Origin of the sequence: Pseudomonas sp. Q11, from assembly GCF_024494355.1 — a bacterium.
Taxonomy (GTDB): Bacteria; Pseudomonadota; Gammaproteobacteria; order Pseudomonadales; family Pseudomonadaceae; genus Aquipseudomonas; species Aquipseudomonas hefeiensis.
In genome coordinates this window covers 421,375-434,642 of record NZ_JAKNQY010000001.1, presented here as the reverse complement: position 1 = coordinate 434,642, position 13,268 = coordinate 421,375, and the positions used below count along the sequence as shown (strand labels likewise).

The window sequence follows — 13,268 nt, the reverse complement described above, 5'->3', positions numbered from 1 at the left end:
ATGTCAAGTATTCAGTGTTCTGTTTAATAGGCTCTTTGTCTCCGGATAGGCGTGTTCTCCATATTAATGAATAATCAATTCCAATCATGCAGTCGCCTATTTGAATTGATTCCGATTGGGTAATTCCTAGCGAGCCATCATGCGCGTGCGAGTTGGCGCGCCAGGTCTCGGCTTGCCGAGTGATTTGTTTCGTTTTCCTCCACCCACCCTTGACCAGTTCCGCGGTTGGCTGCGGTGTCCGGTCCATTTAGGTACTTGCAATGACACTAATAAAAAAGATGCCCTTGTGCGTAGTAGGGGCGGGACTTGCTGCCAGTGTTCCATCGGTCTTCGCAGAAGGCATTCTAAATGACAGCAAAGCCTCGCTTGAACTTCGAAACTTCTACATGAATCGTGACTTCAGGGAGGGGAGTGGGCAGTCGCAGCGAGAAGAGTGGGCCCAAGGTTTTATTCTGCGGTACCAGTCTGGCTACACCCCTGGGACGGTGGGTATTGGCTTCGATGCTATTGGTATGCTCGGTGTAAAGCTTGATTCCAGCCCCGGTCGGGCTGGTACTGGGCTTCTGCCGGTGCAGGATGACGGCGAGGTGCCTGATACCTACTCAAAGGCCGGTGGTACCTTCAATCTGCGTGCATCCAATAGCGAGTTCAAGGTTGGGACCCTGTTGCCCAAGTGGCCCACGCTGCAGGCTAACGATGGCCGCCTGCTGCCGCAAACCTTCGAAGGGATGCAACTCCAGGTGCGAGAGTTGAAAGGGCTTGAGTTCACGGGGGCGCAAATCCAGCGCACCGTTCAACGCGATCAGACTGGCGACGAAGGCTTGGCGCTCAATAACAAAAATCGCCGTTTTAGTGGATCTCTGGATGGGGGGGAATTCGATGTGATGGGGCTCACCTATCAGTTTTTGAAGACCACTAGCCTCAGTTACCAATACGCTCGCTTCGAGGATATCTATCGGCAGCAGTTCTTTGGTATTACCGACCGGCGTAAGGGAGATTGGGGGGCGTTCAACAGCGATATCCGCTTTTTCCTGAGTGACGATGAAGGGCTGGCGCAGGGCGGAGCTATCGACAACCGGGCGTTTAGCGCGATCGGTACATACAAGTTGAACGGACATTCGCTGGGCGTTGGTTACCAGTTGATGTCGGGCGACTCGGCTTTTCCCTATGTGGCGGGTTCCAACCCCTTCCTGGTCAACTTTGTTCAGATCGGAGATTTCGCCGAAAAGGATGAGCAATCCTGGCAGCTACGCTACGACTTTGACCTCGCTAAAGTGGGTATTCCCGGCCTGACCTTTATGACTCGTTACCTGCGAGGCAGTGGTGCGGAAGTCCGGGGCGCTGACTCAGGAGGTGAGCGCGAACTCGATATCGAGTTGCAGTACGTGATTCAGAGTGGGGCGCTAAAAGGACTGGGCATGCGCTTGCGTAGTGCTACCTATCGGTCTGACTTCTCCCGTGACGCTAACGACGCTCGAGTGATCGTCAGTTACCCGCTCAACCTCCTTTGAATCGGACCTCCCCTCGGGGCAGGTTCGATGCATCAGGTGCTTTAAACGTGGTTAATTGAATGTGGCTGATATCTTTAGTGATGAGCGTTGCTCTTAAAGCTATGAAGATGTTTTTTCTATTTGGAATAATTACCGCGTTTACGGGTGATTGAATGAAATATCCACTTCCCCCGCTGAATCCTTTGAGAGCTTTTGAGGCTGCTGCCCGGCTTTGTAGCCTGACAACGGCTGCAGAAGAGTTGAACGTATCGCAGGTCGCCGTCAGTCGTCAGGTGCGGGTGCTCGAGGAGTATTTTAGGGTCGCCTTATTTCGACGCTTGCACAGGGGGATCGAGCTGACGCGGGAAGGCAAGGAACTTTACGAGGGCATTACGCACGCTTTCCAGGACATCAGCAACGCGGCGCGTAAAGTTTCACGCAGAGGAAGACGGAATATTCTTTCCATCCAGTCCTATACCACCTTCTCGCAGAGATGGCTGATTCCCCGGCTCGCTAACTTTCATGATGTCAACGAATCAATTGAGGTCAGGCTTTCATCCTCGTTGGCTCCGGTGGATTTCGAAACACAAAACATTGATGCATCGATTCGCTCGGGCCATGGGGATTGGCCTGACCTGCATGCGGAAAAGCTCGTCGATATTGAGCTGATTCCCATATGCTCGCCGATGCTGATGGAGTCCGCGAAGCTCGAATCGCCGCAGGATCTTTCCCATATACGTCTGCTTCACTCCATGGCGCGCCCAAACGATTGGGCAAGCTGGCTGTCATCGGTCAATGCGGGCGTCGACGCCGATGCAGGTATTCGCTTTGATAATTCAGCGCTGGCTTACGAGGCCGCATCGATGAATATTGGGATGGCTATCGCCGTCAAGGCCTTTGTCGAACGCCAGATTAAGAATGGAAGTTTTATCGCCCCTTTCGAGCATACTTATAAAACCGGTGAGAGTTATTATCTGACGTGGCCGCGAAAAATGCGGCCATCTGAGCCGTTGCTGAAATTCCTTTCGTGGATGCGAGAGCTGTTGGCGATGACGGATTAATTATTAACACTGTGGAGTTGCTGATCGTGGAGCAGTAGTACAAGAGGGCGATCCGTTGATGTTCTCTCGGTGCTGTTAAGCCATAGCGGTCAACTGCTTCCATGTTTATCTGCTAACGCTGAGGGCGTGCAAAGTAACGCTGTGCTGAAAAGGTCAGATGCTGCCCTCATTTGTTTACTGCTCTGCCCAATATAAACGCCGCCTTTGGCTGACAAATCGTCAGTACCGTTTCGGGTTGCTTTTTGCGAGCCTTGGTGCAGGGGCTGGCCCCATATCGAGTACTAAAAAAATAAAATCGTAGGAGTGTCAGAAGATGCTAAGTAAAACTGTAAAGAGCGCTCGCCGCTACCTGAGTGCAACCACACTTGCTGCCGTGACAATGCTCTGTGGTATTGACGTCGCACTGGCCGAAAGCAACTGGCCCAGCGGTCCCGTAAACATGATTATGCACACGGCAGCGGGTGGCAGTGCAGATGTCTTCATCAGAACGCTGGCAAAGACTTTAGAGCCGGAGATTGGTCAGAAAGTGGTAGTCATCAATGCACCTGGTGGTGGCGGCGCAGCACAGATGACGCGAATTCTCTCTGCCAAGCCAGATGGCTTGACGCTCGGTGTCAACACGTTGTCGCACTTTACGAGCATGCTTACGAATCTCAGAGGGACATACTCCATTGATGATTTCTCTTGGATAGCGTCGACACAGGAAGACGCGATCTTGCTGTTCGTCAAGTCTGGTTCCGATATGAAGAATTTGAATGACCTGGTGGCGATGGCCAGGGCAAAAAATGGGCAGGTCAATGTGGGTGGCTTTGGGCCGGCAGGCTCCATGCAGAGCATTGGCATCACGATGCTAGAGAAGGCCGCTGGTGTAAAGTTTAATTGGATCGCATTTAACTCTACCCCGGATATTGTTGCGGCACTGTTGGGGGGACACATTGATGTCGGTGTCTCAAATCTAGGCGCCGTTAGTTCCTTCTTCGATGCAAGTCGTTTGGTCGGCCTGGGCGTACTGGGAGAGGATCGTCTCACTGGTTTACCTGATGTGCCTACCTTTGGAGAGCAAGGATATCAAGTCGACACCAGTTGGCTGCAGGTTCGTGGAGTGTTTGGACCTGCGAATATTCCAAAGGAGACACAGCAGAAGATTGCTGATGCTATTCACAAGGCGATGCGGTCAGAGGAGTATCAGAATTATGCTCGCAATGCCGGTGTCGTGGACTCTTGGATGGGCCCAAGGGAGTACACGGATTTTGTCAATCGCGTAACGGATGTAGCGCAAACCCAGCTTAAAGCAGCCGGTTATATTCAGTGAAGTTGCTGGTTTTCAACGGGTGTCAGGTTGAGTCTGAATGGGTTAACGCCTCGCTAAATGATCGACTGGTGGGTGGGCCGGTTTCAAGTTAGGCGCCAGTTGCCAGGAAAGTTCTAAAAACAGATTTCCCTGTGAAGACGGATCAACTGAGGGCTGCTGCCTCCGGGATCGCTTTCGTGAGAGAACGAGAGCAAGACTTGACTGGCAAGTTCGTCTTCCGCACAGGGTTCGCGTAGTGATAAGTGGGTGAGGATCCATGTCTAAAGCATTTGATGGAATTCGTGTCGTGGATACGACGCATGTACTCGCAGGTCCCTTTGCCAGCTATCAGATGGCCGTCTTGGGTGCTGAAGTCATCAAGGTCGAGTCACCCAATGATCCCGACCAAGCGCGCATGCAGGGCTCTGATCGCGCGCTGAACGATATTGGCATGGGTACTGCTTTCATGGCCCAGGCATCCAATAAGAAAACATTGGCTCTAGACCTCAAAACTGCTGAGGGACGCGAGGCGATGAAGCGGCTTATCTCTACGGCCGATGTGTTTGTGGAAAACTATCGCCCGGGTGCTTTCGATGAGTTGGGGTTGGGTTACGATGAGTTGTCAAAGCTCAATCCCAAGCTGATTTATTGCTCTATTTCGGCTTTTGGCTCGACCGGACCTCGGCGGGAGCAGACAGCCTATGACAACGTGATCCAGGCTTTTTCCGGCATGATGTCGATGACCGGCCACGGCGATGGCAGACCCTTGAAATCAGGGGCGCCTGTTGTGGACTATGCGACGGGCACGACAGCGGCGTATGCAATCGCGACAGCGCTTTTCCAGCGGGAACGAAATGGAGGGAAGGGCCAGTTTATTGATGTTTCCATGCTGGATGTAGCGCTGATATTGACCAGCTCTCACCTCACCGGATTCCTCTGGAATAGCAAGCATCCAGAGCAAAAGGGCAACACTTTCCCATTTGCAACGATCGGCTGCTATCAGGCGACCGATGCCCCGCTGATGATTGGTGCCTCAAACCTCAATCAACAGCGTCGTCTATGGACGGCACTCGGTCGCGAGGACATGATCAAGACCGATAACAATCAACGTCTGGACGCGCATGCGCAAGAGGCACAGGTGCTGAAAAAAATCATCGGTACGATGTCTGCGGATTATTGGGAGGCATTTTTACAGTCAAGGCACATCCCAGCTGCTCGCATTCGCCGTCTGGAAGAAGCCCTTTCTGACAGTCAGGTCGCTAGCCGGCATGTGCTGCATAGACACGCAATAGAGAACGGCGCAATCGATGGACTGACGGTTCCAGTTGCGGCATTCAGTCTGTCTGACAGCCCTGCGCAGATCACCCTTACACCGCAACCCGTTGGTGCTCAGAGCGCCGAAATTCTTGCAGAACTCGGCTACGGGAGCGAGGAGATTGAAGCATTGCGAGTAGCGGGTGTTGTCAACTGACTGTCAAGGGGCTCTCGATGACCAATCCAATTAAAGTGCTGGCCAATGCAGCGGCCAGTTGGCAAAGCCGCGACCTGACCGAAAACGTGACGTGGGCTACGCGCCGCGTCATCCTCGATTGGTTTGCCACAACATTACCCGGCTGTGTATTGCCCCCCGCAACTCTGCTGGCTGAAGCCCTTTCCTCCCAACTAGGACAGGGTAATGCGATCTGCTACGTGAACGGTCAGTTCGGTTCTGCGCGGACTTCTGCGCTGCTCAATGCCATTGCAAGCCATACGGTCGAATTTGACGACATCTTTAAGGACGGCGGGTATCACCCGGGCAGTCCGACCGTTTCCGCCGCGCTGGCCGTCGCTCAGGACAAAGGTGTGTCACTTGCACAACTGCATCGCGCGATCATCGCTGGCTATGAGGTCGGATGCCGGATCTCCCTGGCTGTTCAACCCAGCCACTATCGTTACTGGCATACCACCTCGACCGTTGGCACGATAGGTGCCGCAGTGGCGACTGCCATGATCTTGGGTGCTGATGCGGATCGAATCGCGCATGCTATTGCTCTCTCGAGCAGCTTTGCTGGTGGACACCAGCAAAATCTCCAGGACGGTGGTATGGCGAAGGCGCTACACCCCGGCCATGCCGCGGATGCCGGTATCCTCGCGGGTATCGCTGCGGCTAATGGCGTGACGGCTTCTCTGGATAGCCTTCATGGTGACAAGGGCTTTGCTGCGGCAACCAGCGTCTCCAACGGAGACTGGCGAACGGCACTCGAGGGAATTGGCGAGTGGACGCCCATTACGCGGATGACGGTCAAGAATCATGGTTGTTGCGGGCATATCTTCCCAGCACTCGATGGCCTGAAGTTATTGCAGGGAAAAGAAGGTTTTGATGTCGACGCTATCGACTCAATCCGTGTAGACGGGTACGGCGCTACCTATCAGATGTGCAACCGTGCCGATCCCCAATCAGCCCAAGAGGCCCGCTTCAGTATCCAATATTGCATCGCTGCGCAGTTACTGCTTGGCGGTGTTCGTCTGGCTGCGTTTTCACCCGACGCCTTAGCGCGGTCAGACATTCGTGCACTAATGCAGAAAGTGACCGTCACCGAGGATGCAGAACTGGCGGCAGCCTATCCAAAAAAACGCATGGCCAGGCTTCTTGTACGGCTAAAGGATGGGCGTCAGATCGACCACTTTCAGGAAACCCGAAAAGGAGACCCGGAGGATCCCCTGTCGGATGAGGAGCTGGTCGCCAAGTACAATGAGCTGGCCGGGTCCGTTCTCTCTCCGCAGCAGCTCAGTGCACTACATCAGACAATACTCTACGGGGACGTACTACCAGGCACTATCAGGCTGGGCACCTAGGCTCTGTTTCAAGTCCTGTGGCATAACCAAGGCACGTTCGACCTGGAAACAAGGATGATCAACTCCACGGCATTACGCGCAACGGGTTTGTGTCACTCCATGTCTCTGGCCTGCACCCACAGCACCGCGTCTTGCGACAGGGCTTTGCCTTTGTGGGTTTTCGTTGTCCCAATGTCGAGTGCTGCAATGCCCCACCACCCGGCGCGGGGCAGGCCAATGGTCACAATGCCTTGGGAGTCCGAGTAGGTGCTAAGGGCTTTGAAGGAAGCCTGAGGGGCCGTTATGTAGTCCTGCTGGCCGAAGGCGTTTTTCTCGACATCAACGGAATGGTTGAGGTATTCGATTTCGATCTCGGCGAACGGGACGGGCTTGCCGTCGGCCAGCACCAAGGCGCGGAATACTCCGCCGGTCCAGTTGGCATAAGGTTTGTTCAGGGGCTGGATCTCAACCGGCAACCCTTGTGGTTCTGCCCAGTGACCGGGTACTCCACCCACGTTCACGATCAGCTTGGTGAATTGCTGGATGTAGACACCTTCTTCGATTTCCATATAAGGCTCGGGCTCGAGTACGAAGATATGGTCACCCAGTGAGCGCACCAGCTCACGTGGGATCGATGCTCGATAGGCCGTCGACCGGTTATCGCGACTCTGCCACTCGACTGGACGTAAGTATTCGAGCAGATTGATTTTTTCCCCGCCGTGCGCGCTGGTGTGGTTAAAGGCCCGGGGTTCATCCATGGCCATGGTGGGGCCGCCGGAGAAGGGGTGAGTGAACACTAGCGCGAACTCCAGTTTTTCCGCACGCTGCAGCGCTGTTTCCTCGAGGTAGAGCATCTGGAAATGCGCTTGTGCAGCGCCGGTCAAGCCACTGAATGTAGTCGCGGCAATGGCTTGGAGCAGTTTTCGTTTGAACGTCATGGTCATTTTCACCTTGATATGTCGGAGGACTGAATGGTTACGTCATGGCCGGCTCCACCGAGGAACACCACGGAATAGTTTCCGGTGGGGGGCTGGAAGGTGTAGGTGTTGTCCTTGCCGACCTCGCCTTCGAGCAACACCTTGTCGCTTGGGTTTTGGATATGGATTTTTCTGCCGGCGGCCGAGCTGCCATCGGTGAATCCTGCCTCGCACTTCACCTGGTCATCGCGCTCGATATAGCAGTCGAGCACGGGGCCATGAGCCAACGCTGTCTGGCAGAGCAAGAGGGTGCCTGCCATCGATATTCGAATGGTTGAAGTTATGTGGCTCATAGGATCTTTGGTCTCAACGGACGAGGTTGATCATTGGAAGGCGATTGATCATCGCCGCTTGTAGTGTCGTTGCCAGCCGGGGCGAAGGCCGCCAGCAACGCTTCCAGGTTCGAGCGCAGAAGTGCGGTGTAGTCGCCGGCTGCGTCGGCGAGTTCTCCCGGGTTGCCGGTGTCCAGTAGCAGCAACCGTGCGCCGCCATCCTGGATGGCCCTGGCGATCTTTTCATCCGGCATCCACTTGTGGACCACTACGCGGATGTCACGCTCGCGCAGGTATCGGGTCAGTGCGGCGCGATCGGCGTCGCTCCAGTCAAGGTCCTGGCGCACGAACCAGCCGTCGACAAAGATGCCGAACTCGCCAAACAGGTAGGTGAACTCGTTCGCCAGCGACAGTACGCGCACATCCGGCAGCACTACCATTCGCGCGCCGTAGTCGGCCTTGAGCCGGCGCAGGCGGCTTTCAAGTGCGGCGAGGTTGCTCTCGATTCGAGGCGCATCGGCGGGGGACAGGCGTGTCAGGTCGGCAGCGATCAGCGCCGACATGCGCATGCCGTTGACGGGACCGAGCCAGGCGTAGGGCGACGGGCCGCTATCGATGTTGCTCGCGACGGCCCAGGGCACGTCGTTCGGTGGCACGCGCATCACGGCCACGCCGGGCTTGATCGTGTCCCATGAACGCGAGGCATCGATCTCGATGATGCGCAGGTTGTGGCGCCGGGCCGTTGCATACAATGGGTCCGCACGCCAGAGATGACTCAGGGTCACCACGGCGTCGGCTTGCTGGAACACGGCCGGATCGAGACGCGACAGCGCATTGGCCAGGCTCTCCATGGGCACGGGGCTGTCCGGCGGTAGCCGCACGGCCTCGATGAGCGTGCCTTCGCTGAGCGCCGACGTAAGTGCGTACACCGCCGGCAGCGCAACGAGCACCCGCTGGCGGCCGGTATCGGCAAAGACCGGGAACTGGGTGCCAAGCAGCAGGGCCAACACCGCCAGCCAGGATCCACGTGACAGGCAAAGCCATTTCATACGTTGGTCCCTCTGAATCGCGACGAGGTCGCACGGATGATGGTGGTCAAGACAAACACCAGAGCGGCGACCAGCACGATCGCACCGCCGGTCGGCACTGGGATGTGGAATTGCATAGGCGCCAGGATGCCGACCACGCAGGAAAACGTCGCAATCAGGATGGCCAGCGTGACCAGTGCCGCAAGTGAGCGAGTGACGTTGCGAGCCGCCGCGGCGGGTATCAGCAGAAGGGCCTCGACCAATACCGCGCCGATGATTTTCAGGCAGGCCACCGTCACCAGAGTGACCAACACCACAAACATGTACTCGACGCTACGCACCGGCACGCCGCGCGCATGTGCCAGGCTCGGATTAAGGCTGGACAGCAACATGCCGTTGTACAGGGGCAGCCCGATGAGGGCGCAAATGACCGTTACGCCGAGCAGTACATTCATGTCGGTGTGGTCCACGGCCAAGATGGAGCCGAACAGCACGCTTTCCATCACGTGGGTGTTGATCTTCGCCGACACGAACAGCAGCAACGAGGCGCCGACTGCCAGCGAAATGGACAGGAACACCCCGATCAGTGTGTCGTTGGCCAGCGTCGTGCGGTGCTGGGTGTATTTCAGCGTCAGCGCAAACAGCAGGCAGAAGCCGAACATCGACAGGTAAGGAGAGGTATAGGACTCGCCAATCAGCACGCCAATGGCGACGCCAGTCATCGCCGCATTGCCAACGGACTGGCTGAAGAAAGCCATGCGCTTGATCATCACCATTGAGCCCAGCACACCCAGCAAGGGGCCGATCAGAACGGCGCACATCAGCGCATTGATCACGAACTCGTATTCGAACGGTTGCGGCAGCATCTGGCGCGCGGCGAGCGTCTGGAGGTGATCGCGGATGAAGTCGTACAAGGCACTCATCGAATATCCTCCAATCGGCAGTCGATCTGATCGGCCGGGCCATGAAACAGCACCCTTTGATTGATAACGGTCACGGACTGGGCGATACGCCTGACCTGTTCGAGATCGTGGTTGACCCACAGGACGGTGACGCCGCAGTCGTGCAACTCGGCCACCAGTGCTTCCACCAGGCGCACACCGGCTTCGTCGATACCGGCGGTGGGTTCATCGAGGACCAGCAGCCACGGCGCGGGGCTGATCGCCTGGGCCAGCAGCACGCGCTGGCGCTGCCCACCGGACAGGCTGCCAAATGGTTTTGTACCTATTCCGGCCACACCGGTACGCGCCAGGGCCTCGGCCTGCGCCGCCCTGGCGGAGCGACTTGAGCCCAGGAAAGCCGGCCGGCGTTGAGTGAGCAGTGCCATCACATCGTTGACCGTCATCGGCACGTTGCGGTCGAAATCCAGCAGTTGCGGCACGTAGCCCACCGGCTTGGCGACACCCTCGAAGCGGATAACCCCGGAATGCGGCATCTGGCCCAGCAGCGCGCGCACAAGTGAGGTCTTGCCCCCTCCGTTCGGGCCGACCAGGCAGTGCAGCGCACCGGCTTCCACCCGAAAGCTCACCGCATCGAGTACCTGTGTACCGCCCAGTTGCAGCGAGACGTTATCGAACATCACGGCAGGTCCGCGCATCGCTTGATCCTTCTTCATCGTTGCGTGAACTCGACGGCTTCGGCCAACGTTTCAAGGTTTTCGCCTATGGCTACCTCGAATTCGTCCGCGCTGTAGGTGCTGCCGGTGATGTGGGACAGGGTGAAGACTTTTACTCCGGTGGCTGCCTCAATCGGTTTGGCCAGATCCATGGAAAAGTTCTTTTCGGCGAAAAGCACCCTTACATTGGCCTTCCTGATGGTGTCGATCGTGGTGGCCAACTGGCGGGCAGTCGGCGCCACACCGTGACGCGGTTCAATCACGGCGCTCACAAACAGGCCGAACTCTTGCATCATGTAGTCGTAACCGCCGTGCAACGTCGCGCAACGAAACGGCGAAAGATCCAGCGCGGCAAAGCGATTCATGAAGCGTGCGCGCAGGGCGCGGATCCGTCCGGCATACGCCAGGGCGTTCTGTCTATAGGCTGCCGCGTTGTCCGGGTCGCGCTCGCCCAGGCGGCGGGCGATCTCGAACACCTGTTGTATCGCCGCCGTGGTGGAGACGAAGGTATGTGGGTTCACCACTTTGACGCCGTCCTGGTCGCCGCCGATGGGAATGAGTGCCACCGAGGCATTGGCCTGAATGATCGGCAGCGTCTCGCGGCGGCCGGCGGCCTTGATGATCTCGAAGGCCCATTCGTCGTGGCCAATGCCGTTGACTACCAGCACATCGATGTTCATCGCGCGGGTAATGTCGTCGGGCTGCGGCTGGTAATTATGCGGATTGGCCTGCGCCGGGATCAGCGCAACGACGTCCGCCCGATCACCAACAATGTTGGCCACGAAGCTGTAGTAGGGATGCAATGTGACGCCGACTTTGAGCCGCTTGCCGGCGGGGTGTTCCGGGCTGGCGCAGGCGATGGCGGGGATCAGCAGCAGCAACGCCAGGCAACGGCGCAACAGTGTGCGGTGTTTTATAAAGGCATTCATGGTTGGGTTCCTTTTACGCGTTCGATTTCACTGGTGCCGTCGTAAGGAATGACTTGTCGCCAGCCGTCGCCGACCAGCGACTCGGCCTTGACGATGGAGGGGTAGGGCGCGTTCGGATTGGGGTGGATCCAGATCGTCGCCTGGTTGGCCCACATCACCCCGGCATGGGCATGACCGATGACGAGCAGGTAGGCGCTCTGGCCCGGCACGCTGCCGCCGGAGCCGTAATAGACCGTGGCGCCCTGGCCCTGAGTGGCTTGCGACACCTCGCTGGAGGGGGGAACCGTGGGAGCCGCGGCGGCGTCGGCATGTGTGTCGTTGTCGGTGTGTTTGTCGGCAGACTGCCTATGGGACAGGTGGGTGCCGGGCAGGATCAGTTGCCAGTGCACCTGACCATTGGCCTTCCAGAAGGCGTCCCGATAGAAGGGCGGCAGCACAAGCTCTTGGGCACGATCCAGGGTGATCCAGCCGCCGGTGTCGTTGTTGTTCCAGATGATTTCTTCACCGGCAGGCAACAGCGCACTATGGATGGCCTGATCGACCGAACCCAGGCCATCGAAGGAGCGCACCTGCCAGCTCAACGCGGTGGGTGGGCCGACTTTCTGTGGCCGCAGCAACATATAACCGGCCACGCTGGCGATGATGATCAGCGCCGCAAGCAGCATGCCCACGGTTTCCCATCGGCCGGAGCGCGGGTGCACAAGCGTGAATGCGCTGCTGGCCACATCACCGGCTGTGCCGTTGGCGTGGTGCCTGCGTGGCGATAGCCGGGCCATCAGATAAACGCAATCCAGCGGCCGAGGCAGATCACGCCGATCCACAACGCCATCGAACTGAACCCGGCGATACGCGCCTGGCCGGGGGGTGGTAGCACGGTGTCCCATTCGTCGATGCGGCGAAAGGCGCCCAAATGGAATATCACCATGTTCAGGCCCGCCAGCATCAACACGGCCATTTTCCACAGGAACACGGGGTTCTGCGCATAGGTGATGGCATTGGCGGCAAACATGAGCGAACCGGTGATCACGCACGCAACGAAAGCAAGCCAGGTGTAGGGCAGCAGTTCCCGGATCAGCCGTACTGCGCTGCGGCGGTGGGAGGCAATGCCGAGCAGGCGCAAGTCCACCACCGCGATACTCCCGAACACCAGTGCGATGCCGATCACATGCACCGATTCCAGGGCCGGAAAAGCCGTGCCCGACTCACGGACCAGGGTGGCGAGCGAGCTGGCCTCGATGGCTTGCAGTATTGATTGAATGTCCATGACGAATACCTGAGAACTGGGGTTGAAAACGTTTAGATCGAGTAGGCGATCCAGCGACCGCAGATGATCACCACGCACCACAAGGCGATCGACAGCCAGACCAGCGCCTTGACCGGCGGCTTGTCGTCGTCACTGTGTGCAGGGACGGCAGGGCGCAGAAAGGGTCGCCGCAGCCGCCAGGCCAAGGTGAACGCGCCGATGACCAGGGCCATCTTCAGCCAGAACGTGTTGTTGAGGAGAACGCGGTCCGGTTCGCCGATGGCCATGATCAACCCCGTGGCAAGCAGGACGACAAGCGCATTGCGCATCCACGGGTAGTAGCGTTGAACCACGCCGCGCAAAGGCTCGTCCGTGGCGAGTACGCCGGCCAGGCGCAGGTCGGAAATGACGGCGGAGCCGAAGATCACCGCGATGGCAATGATATGAATGCTCTGCACAGTGGGCACCACCCAGAGCAAGTCCCTGATGGCGGTGCTCACCGGTGTCGCATAGAGCCAGGCAATGACAGGTATGGAGGACATTTGTTG

General features: G+C 57.6%; 14 protein-coding genes. 5 read left to right on the top strand and 9 right to left on the bottom strand.

Features of this window, described 5'->3' with window-relative positions:
* Window positions 1-260 precede the first annotated feature (260 nt).
* The 5 genes from MA884_RS01875 (at window position 261) to MA884_RS01855 (ending at window position 6,677) form a co-directional block, all read left to right on the top strand.
* Window positions 261-1,511 (top strand): OprD family porin, encoded by a 1,251-nt coding sequence (locus MA884_RS01875; protein WP_256228717.1) that lies wholly within the window; start codon window positions 261-263, stop codon window positions 1,509-1,511.
* Between the two features lie 152 nt (window positions 1,512-1,663).
* The gene (locus MA884_RS01870) at window positions 1,664-2,551 is read left to right on the top strand and encodes a LysR substrate-binding domain-containing protein (RefSeq protein ID WP_256228716.1); all 888 of its coding nucleotides are present in this window, start codon (window positions 1,664-1,666) and stop codon (window positions 2,549-2,551) included.
* Between the two features lie 313 nt (window positions 2,552-2,864).
* Window positions 2,865-3,863: a tripartite tricarboxylate transporter substrate binding protein gene (locus MA884_RS01865; protein WP_256228715.1), complete on the top strand. Its 999-nt coding sequence runs from the start codon at window positions 2,865-2,867 to the stop codon at window positions 3,861-3,863.
* A 256-nt stretch (window positions 3,864-4,119) separates the two neighbouring features.
* On the top strand, window positions 4,120-5,313 hold the full coding sequence (locus MA884_RS01860) for a CaiB/BaiF CoA-transferase family protein (protein WP_256228714.1): 1,194 nt from the start codon (window positions 4,120-4,122) through the stop codon (window positions 5,311-5,313).
* 17 nt (window positions 5,314-5,330) lie between these two features.
* Window positions 5,331-6,677 carry an MmgE/PrpD family protein gene (locus MA884_RS01855; protein WP_256228713.1) on the top strand — a complete coding sequence of 449 codons (1,347 nt, stop codon included), beginning with the start codon at window positions 5,331-5,333 and terminating at the stop codon, window positions 6,675-6,677.
* A 92-nt stretch (window positions 6,678-6,769) separates the two neighbouring features.
* On the opposite strand, the gene MA884_RS01850 is transcribed toward MA884_RS01855, so the two are convergent.
* From MA884_RS01850 to MA884_RS01810, 9 genes are read right to left on the bottom strand one after another with little or no spacing between them, the layout of a single operon-like run.
* Window positions 6,770-7,594, bottom strand: coding sequence for a DUF4198 domain-containing protein (locus tag MA884_RS01850; protein ID WP_256228711.1), 825 nt, complete (start codon window positions 7,592-7,594; stop codon window positions 6,770-6,772).
* An 8-nt stretch (window positions 7,595-7,602) separates the two neighbouring features.
* Window positions 7,603-7,893, bottom strand: a complete 291-nt coding sequence (locus tag MA884_RS01845) for a hypothetical protein (RefSeq protein WP_139049763.1) — start codon at window positions 7,891-7,893, stop codon at window positions 7,603-7,605.
* A gap of 29 nt (window positions 7,894-7,922) precedes the next feature.
* Complete coding sequence (locus MA884_RS01840) at window positions 7,923-8,954, bottom strand: metal ABC transporter substrate-binding protein (RefSeq protein WP_256228710.1); 1,032 nt, start codon at window positions 8,952-8,954, stop codon at window positions 7,923-7,925.
* Entirely contained in the window at window positions 8,951-9,856 is a 906-nt protein-coding gene (locus MA884_RS01835; protein WP_256228709.1) for a metal ABC transporter permease, read from the bottom strand. Before MA884_RS01835 ends, MA884_RS01840 begins: the two co-directional genes overlap by 4 nt.
* On the bottom strand, window positions 9,853-10,530 hold the full coding sequence (locus MA884_RS01830; RefSeq protein ID WP_256228708.1) for a metal ABC transporter ATP-binding protein: 678 nt from the start codon (window positions 10,528-10,530) through the stop codon (window positions 9,853-9,855). Before MA884_RS01830 ends, MA884_RS01835 begins: the two co-directional genes overlap by 4 nt.
* Window positions 10,531-10,544: 14 nt before the next feature.
* The gene (locus tag MA884_RS01825; RefSeq protein WP_256228707.1) at window positions 10,545-11,477 is read right to left on the bottom strand and encodes a metal ABC transporter solute-binding protein, Zn/Mn family; all 933 of its coding nucleotides are present in this window, start codon (window positions 11,475-11,477) and stop codon (window positions 10,545-10,547) included.
* The gene (locus MA884_RS01820; RefSeq protein ID WP_256228705.1) at window positions 11,474-12,253 is read right to left on the bottom strand and encodes a DUF6162 family protein; all 780 of its coding nucleotides are present in this window, start codon (window positions 12,251-12,253) and stop codon (window positions 11,474-11,476) included. The genes MA884_RS01825 and MA884_RS01820 overlap by 4 nt, the downstream gene beginning before the upstream one ends.
* On the bottom strand, window positions 12,253-12,741 hold the full coding sequence (locus tag MA884_RS01815) for a DUF6644 family protein (RefSeq protein WP_256228704.1): 489 nt from the start codon (window positions 12,739-12,741) through the stop codon (window positions 12,253-12,255). The genes MA884_RS01820 and MA884_RS01815 overlap by 1 nt, the downstream gene beginning before the upstream one ends.
* A gap of 32 nt (window positions 12,742-12,773) precedes the next feature.
* On the bottom strand, window positions 12,774-13,262 hold the full coding sequence (locus tag MA884_RS01810) for a DUF6644 family protein (protein WP_139049769.1): 489 nt from the start codon (window positions 13,260-13,262) through the stop codon (window positions 12,774-12,776).
* Between the last annotated feature and the right edge of the window lie 6 nt (window positions 13,263-13,268).

Bases quoted from the DNA above. Each gene is read 5' to 3' on its own strand.
- MA884_RS01840 (WP_256228710.1), bottom strand. From the start codon at position 8,954: ATGAAATGGCTTTGCCTGTCACGTGGATCCTGGCTGGCGGTGTTGGCC.
- MA884_RS01850 (WP_256228711.1), bottom strand. From the start codon at position 7,594: ATGACGTTCAAACGAAAACTGCTCCAAGCCATTGCCGCGACTACATTC.
- MA884_RS01835 (WP_256228709.1), bottom strand. From the start codon at position 9,856: ATGAGTGCCTTGTACGACTTCATCCGCGATCACCTCCAGACGCTCGCC.
- MA884_RS01825 (WP_256228707.1), bottom strand. From the start codon at position 11,477: ATGAATGCCTTTATAAAACACCGCACACTGTTGCGCCGTTGCCTGGCG.
- MA884_RS01810 (WP_139049769.1), bottom strand. From the start codon at position 13,262: ATGTCCTCCATACCTGTCATTGCCTGGCTCTATGCGACACCGGTGAGC.
- MA884_RS01820 (WP_256228705.1), bottom strand. From the start codon at position 12,253: ATGGCCCGGCTATCGCCACGCAGGCACCACGCCAACGGCACAGCCGGT.
- MA884_RS01845 (WP_139049763.1), bottom strand. From the start codon at position 7,893: ATGGCAGGCACCCTCTTGCTCTGCCAGACAGCGTTGGCTCATGGCCCC.
- MA884_RS01815 (WP_256228704.1), bottom strand. From the start codon at position 12,741: ATGGACATTCAATCAATACTGCAAGCCATCGAGGCCAGCTCGCTCGCC.
- MA884_RS01855 (WP_256228713.1), top strand. From the start codon at position 5,331: ATGACCAATCCAATTAAAGTGCTGGCCAATGCAGCGGCCAGTTGGCAA.
- MA884_RS01865 (WP_256228715.1), top strand. From the start codon at position 2,865: ATGCTAAGTAAAACTGTAAAGAGCGCTCGCCGCTACCTGAGTGCAACC.
- MA884_RS01870 (WP_256228716.1), top strand. From the start codon at position 1,664: ATGAAATATCCACTTCCCCCGCTGAATCCTTTGAGAGCTTTTGAGGCT.
- MA884_RS01875 (WP_256228717.1), top strand. From the start codon at position 261: ATGACACTAATAAAAAAGATGCCCTTGTGCGTAGTAGGGGCGGGACTT.
- MA884_RS01830 (WP_256228708.1), bottom strand. From the start codon at position 10,530: ATGCGCGGACCTGCCGTGATGTTCGATAACGTCTCGCTGCAACTGGGC.
- MA884_RS01860 (WP_256228714.1), top strand. From the start codon at position 4,120: ATGTCTAAAGCATTTGATGGAATTCGTGTCGTGGATACGACGCATGTA.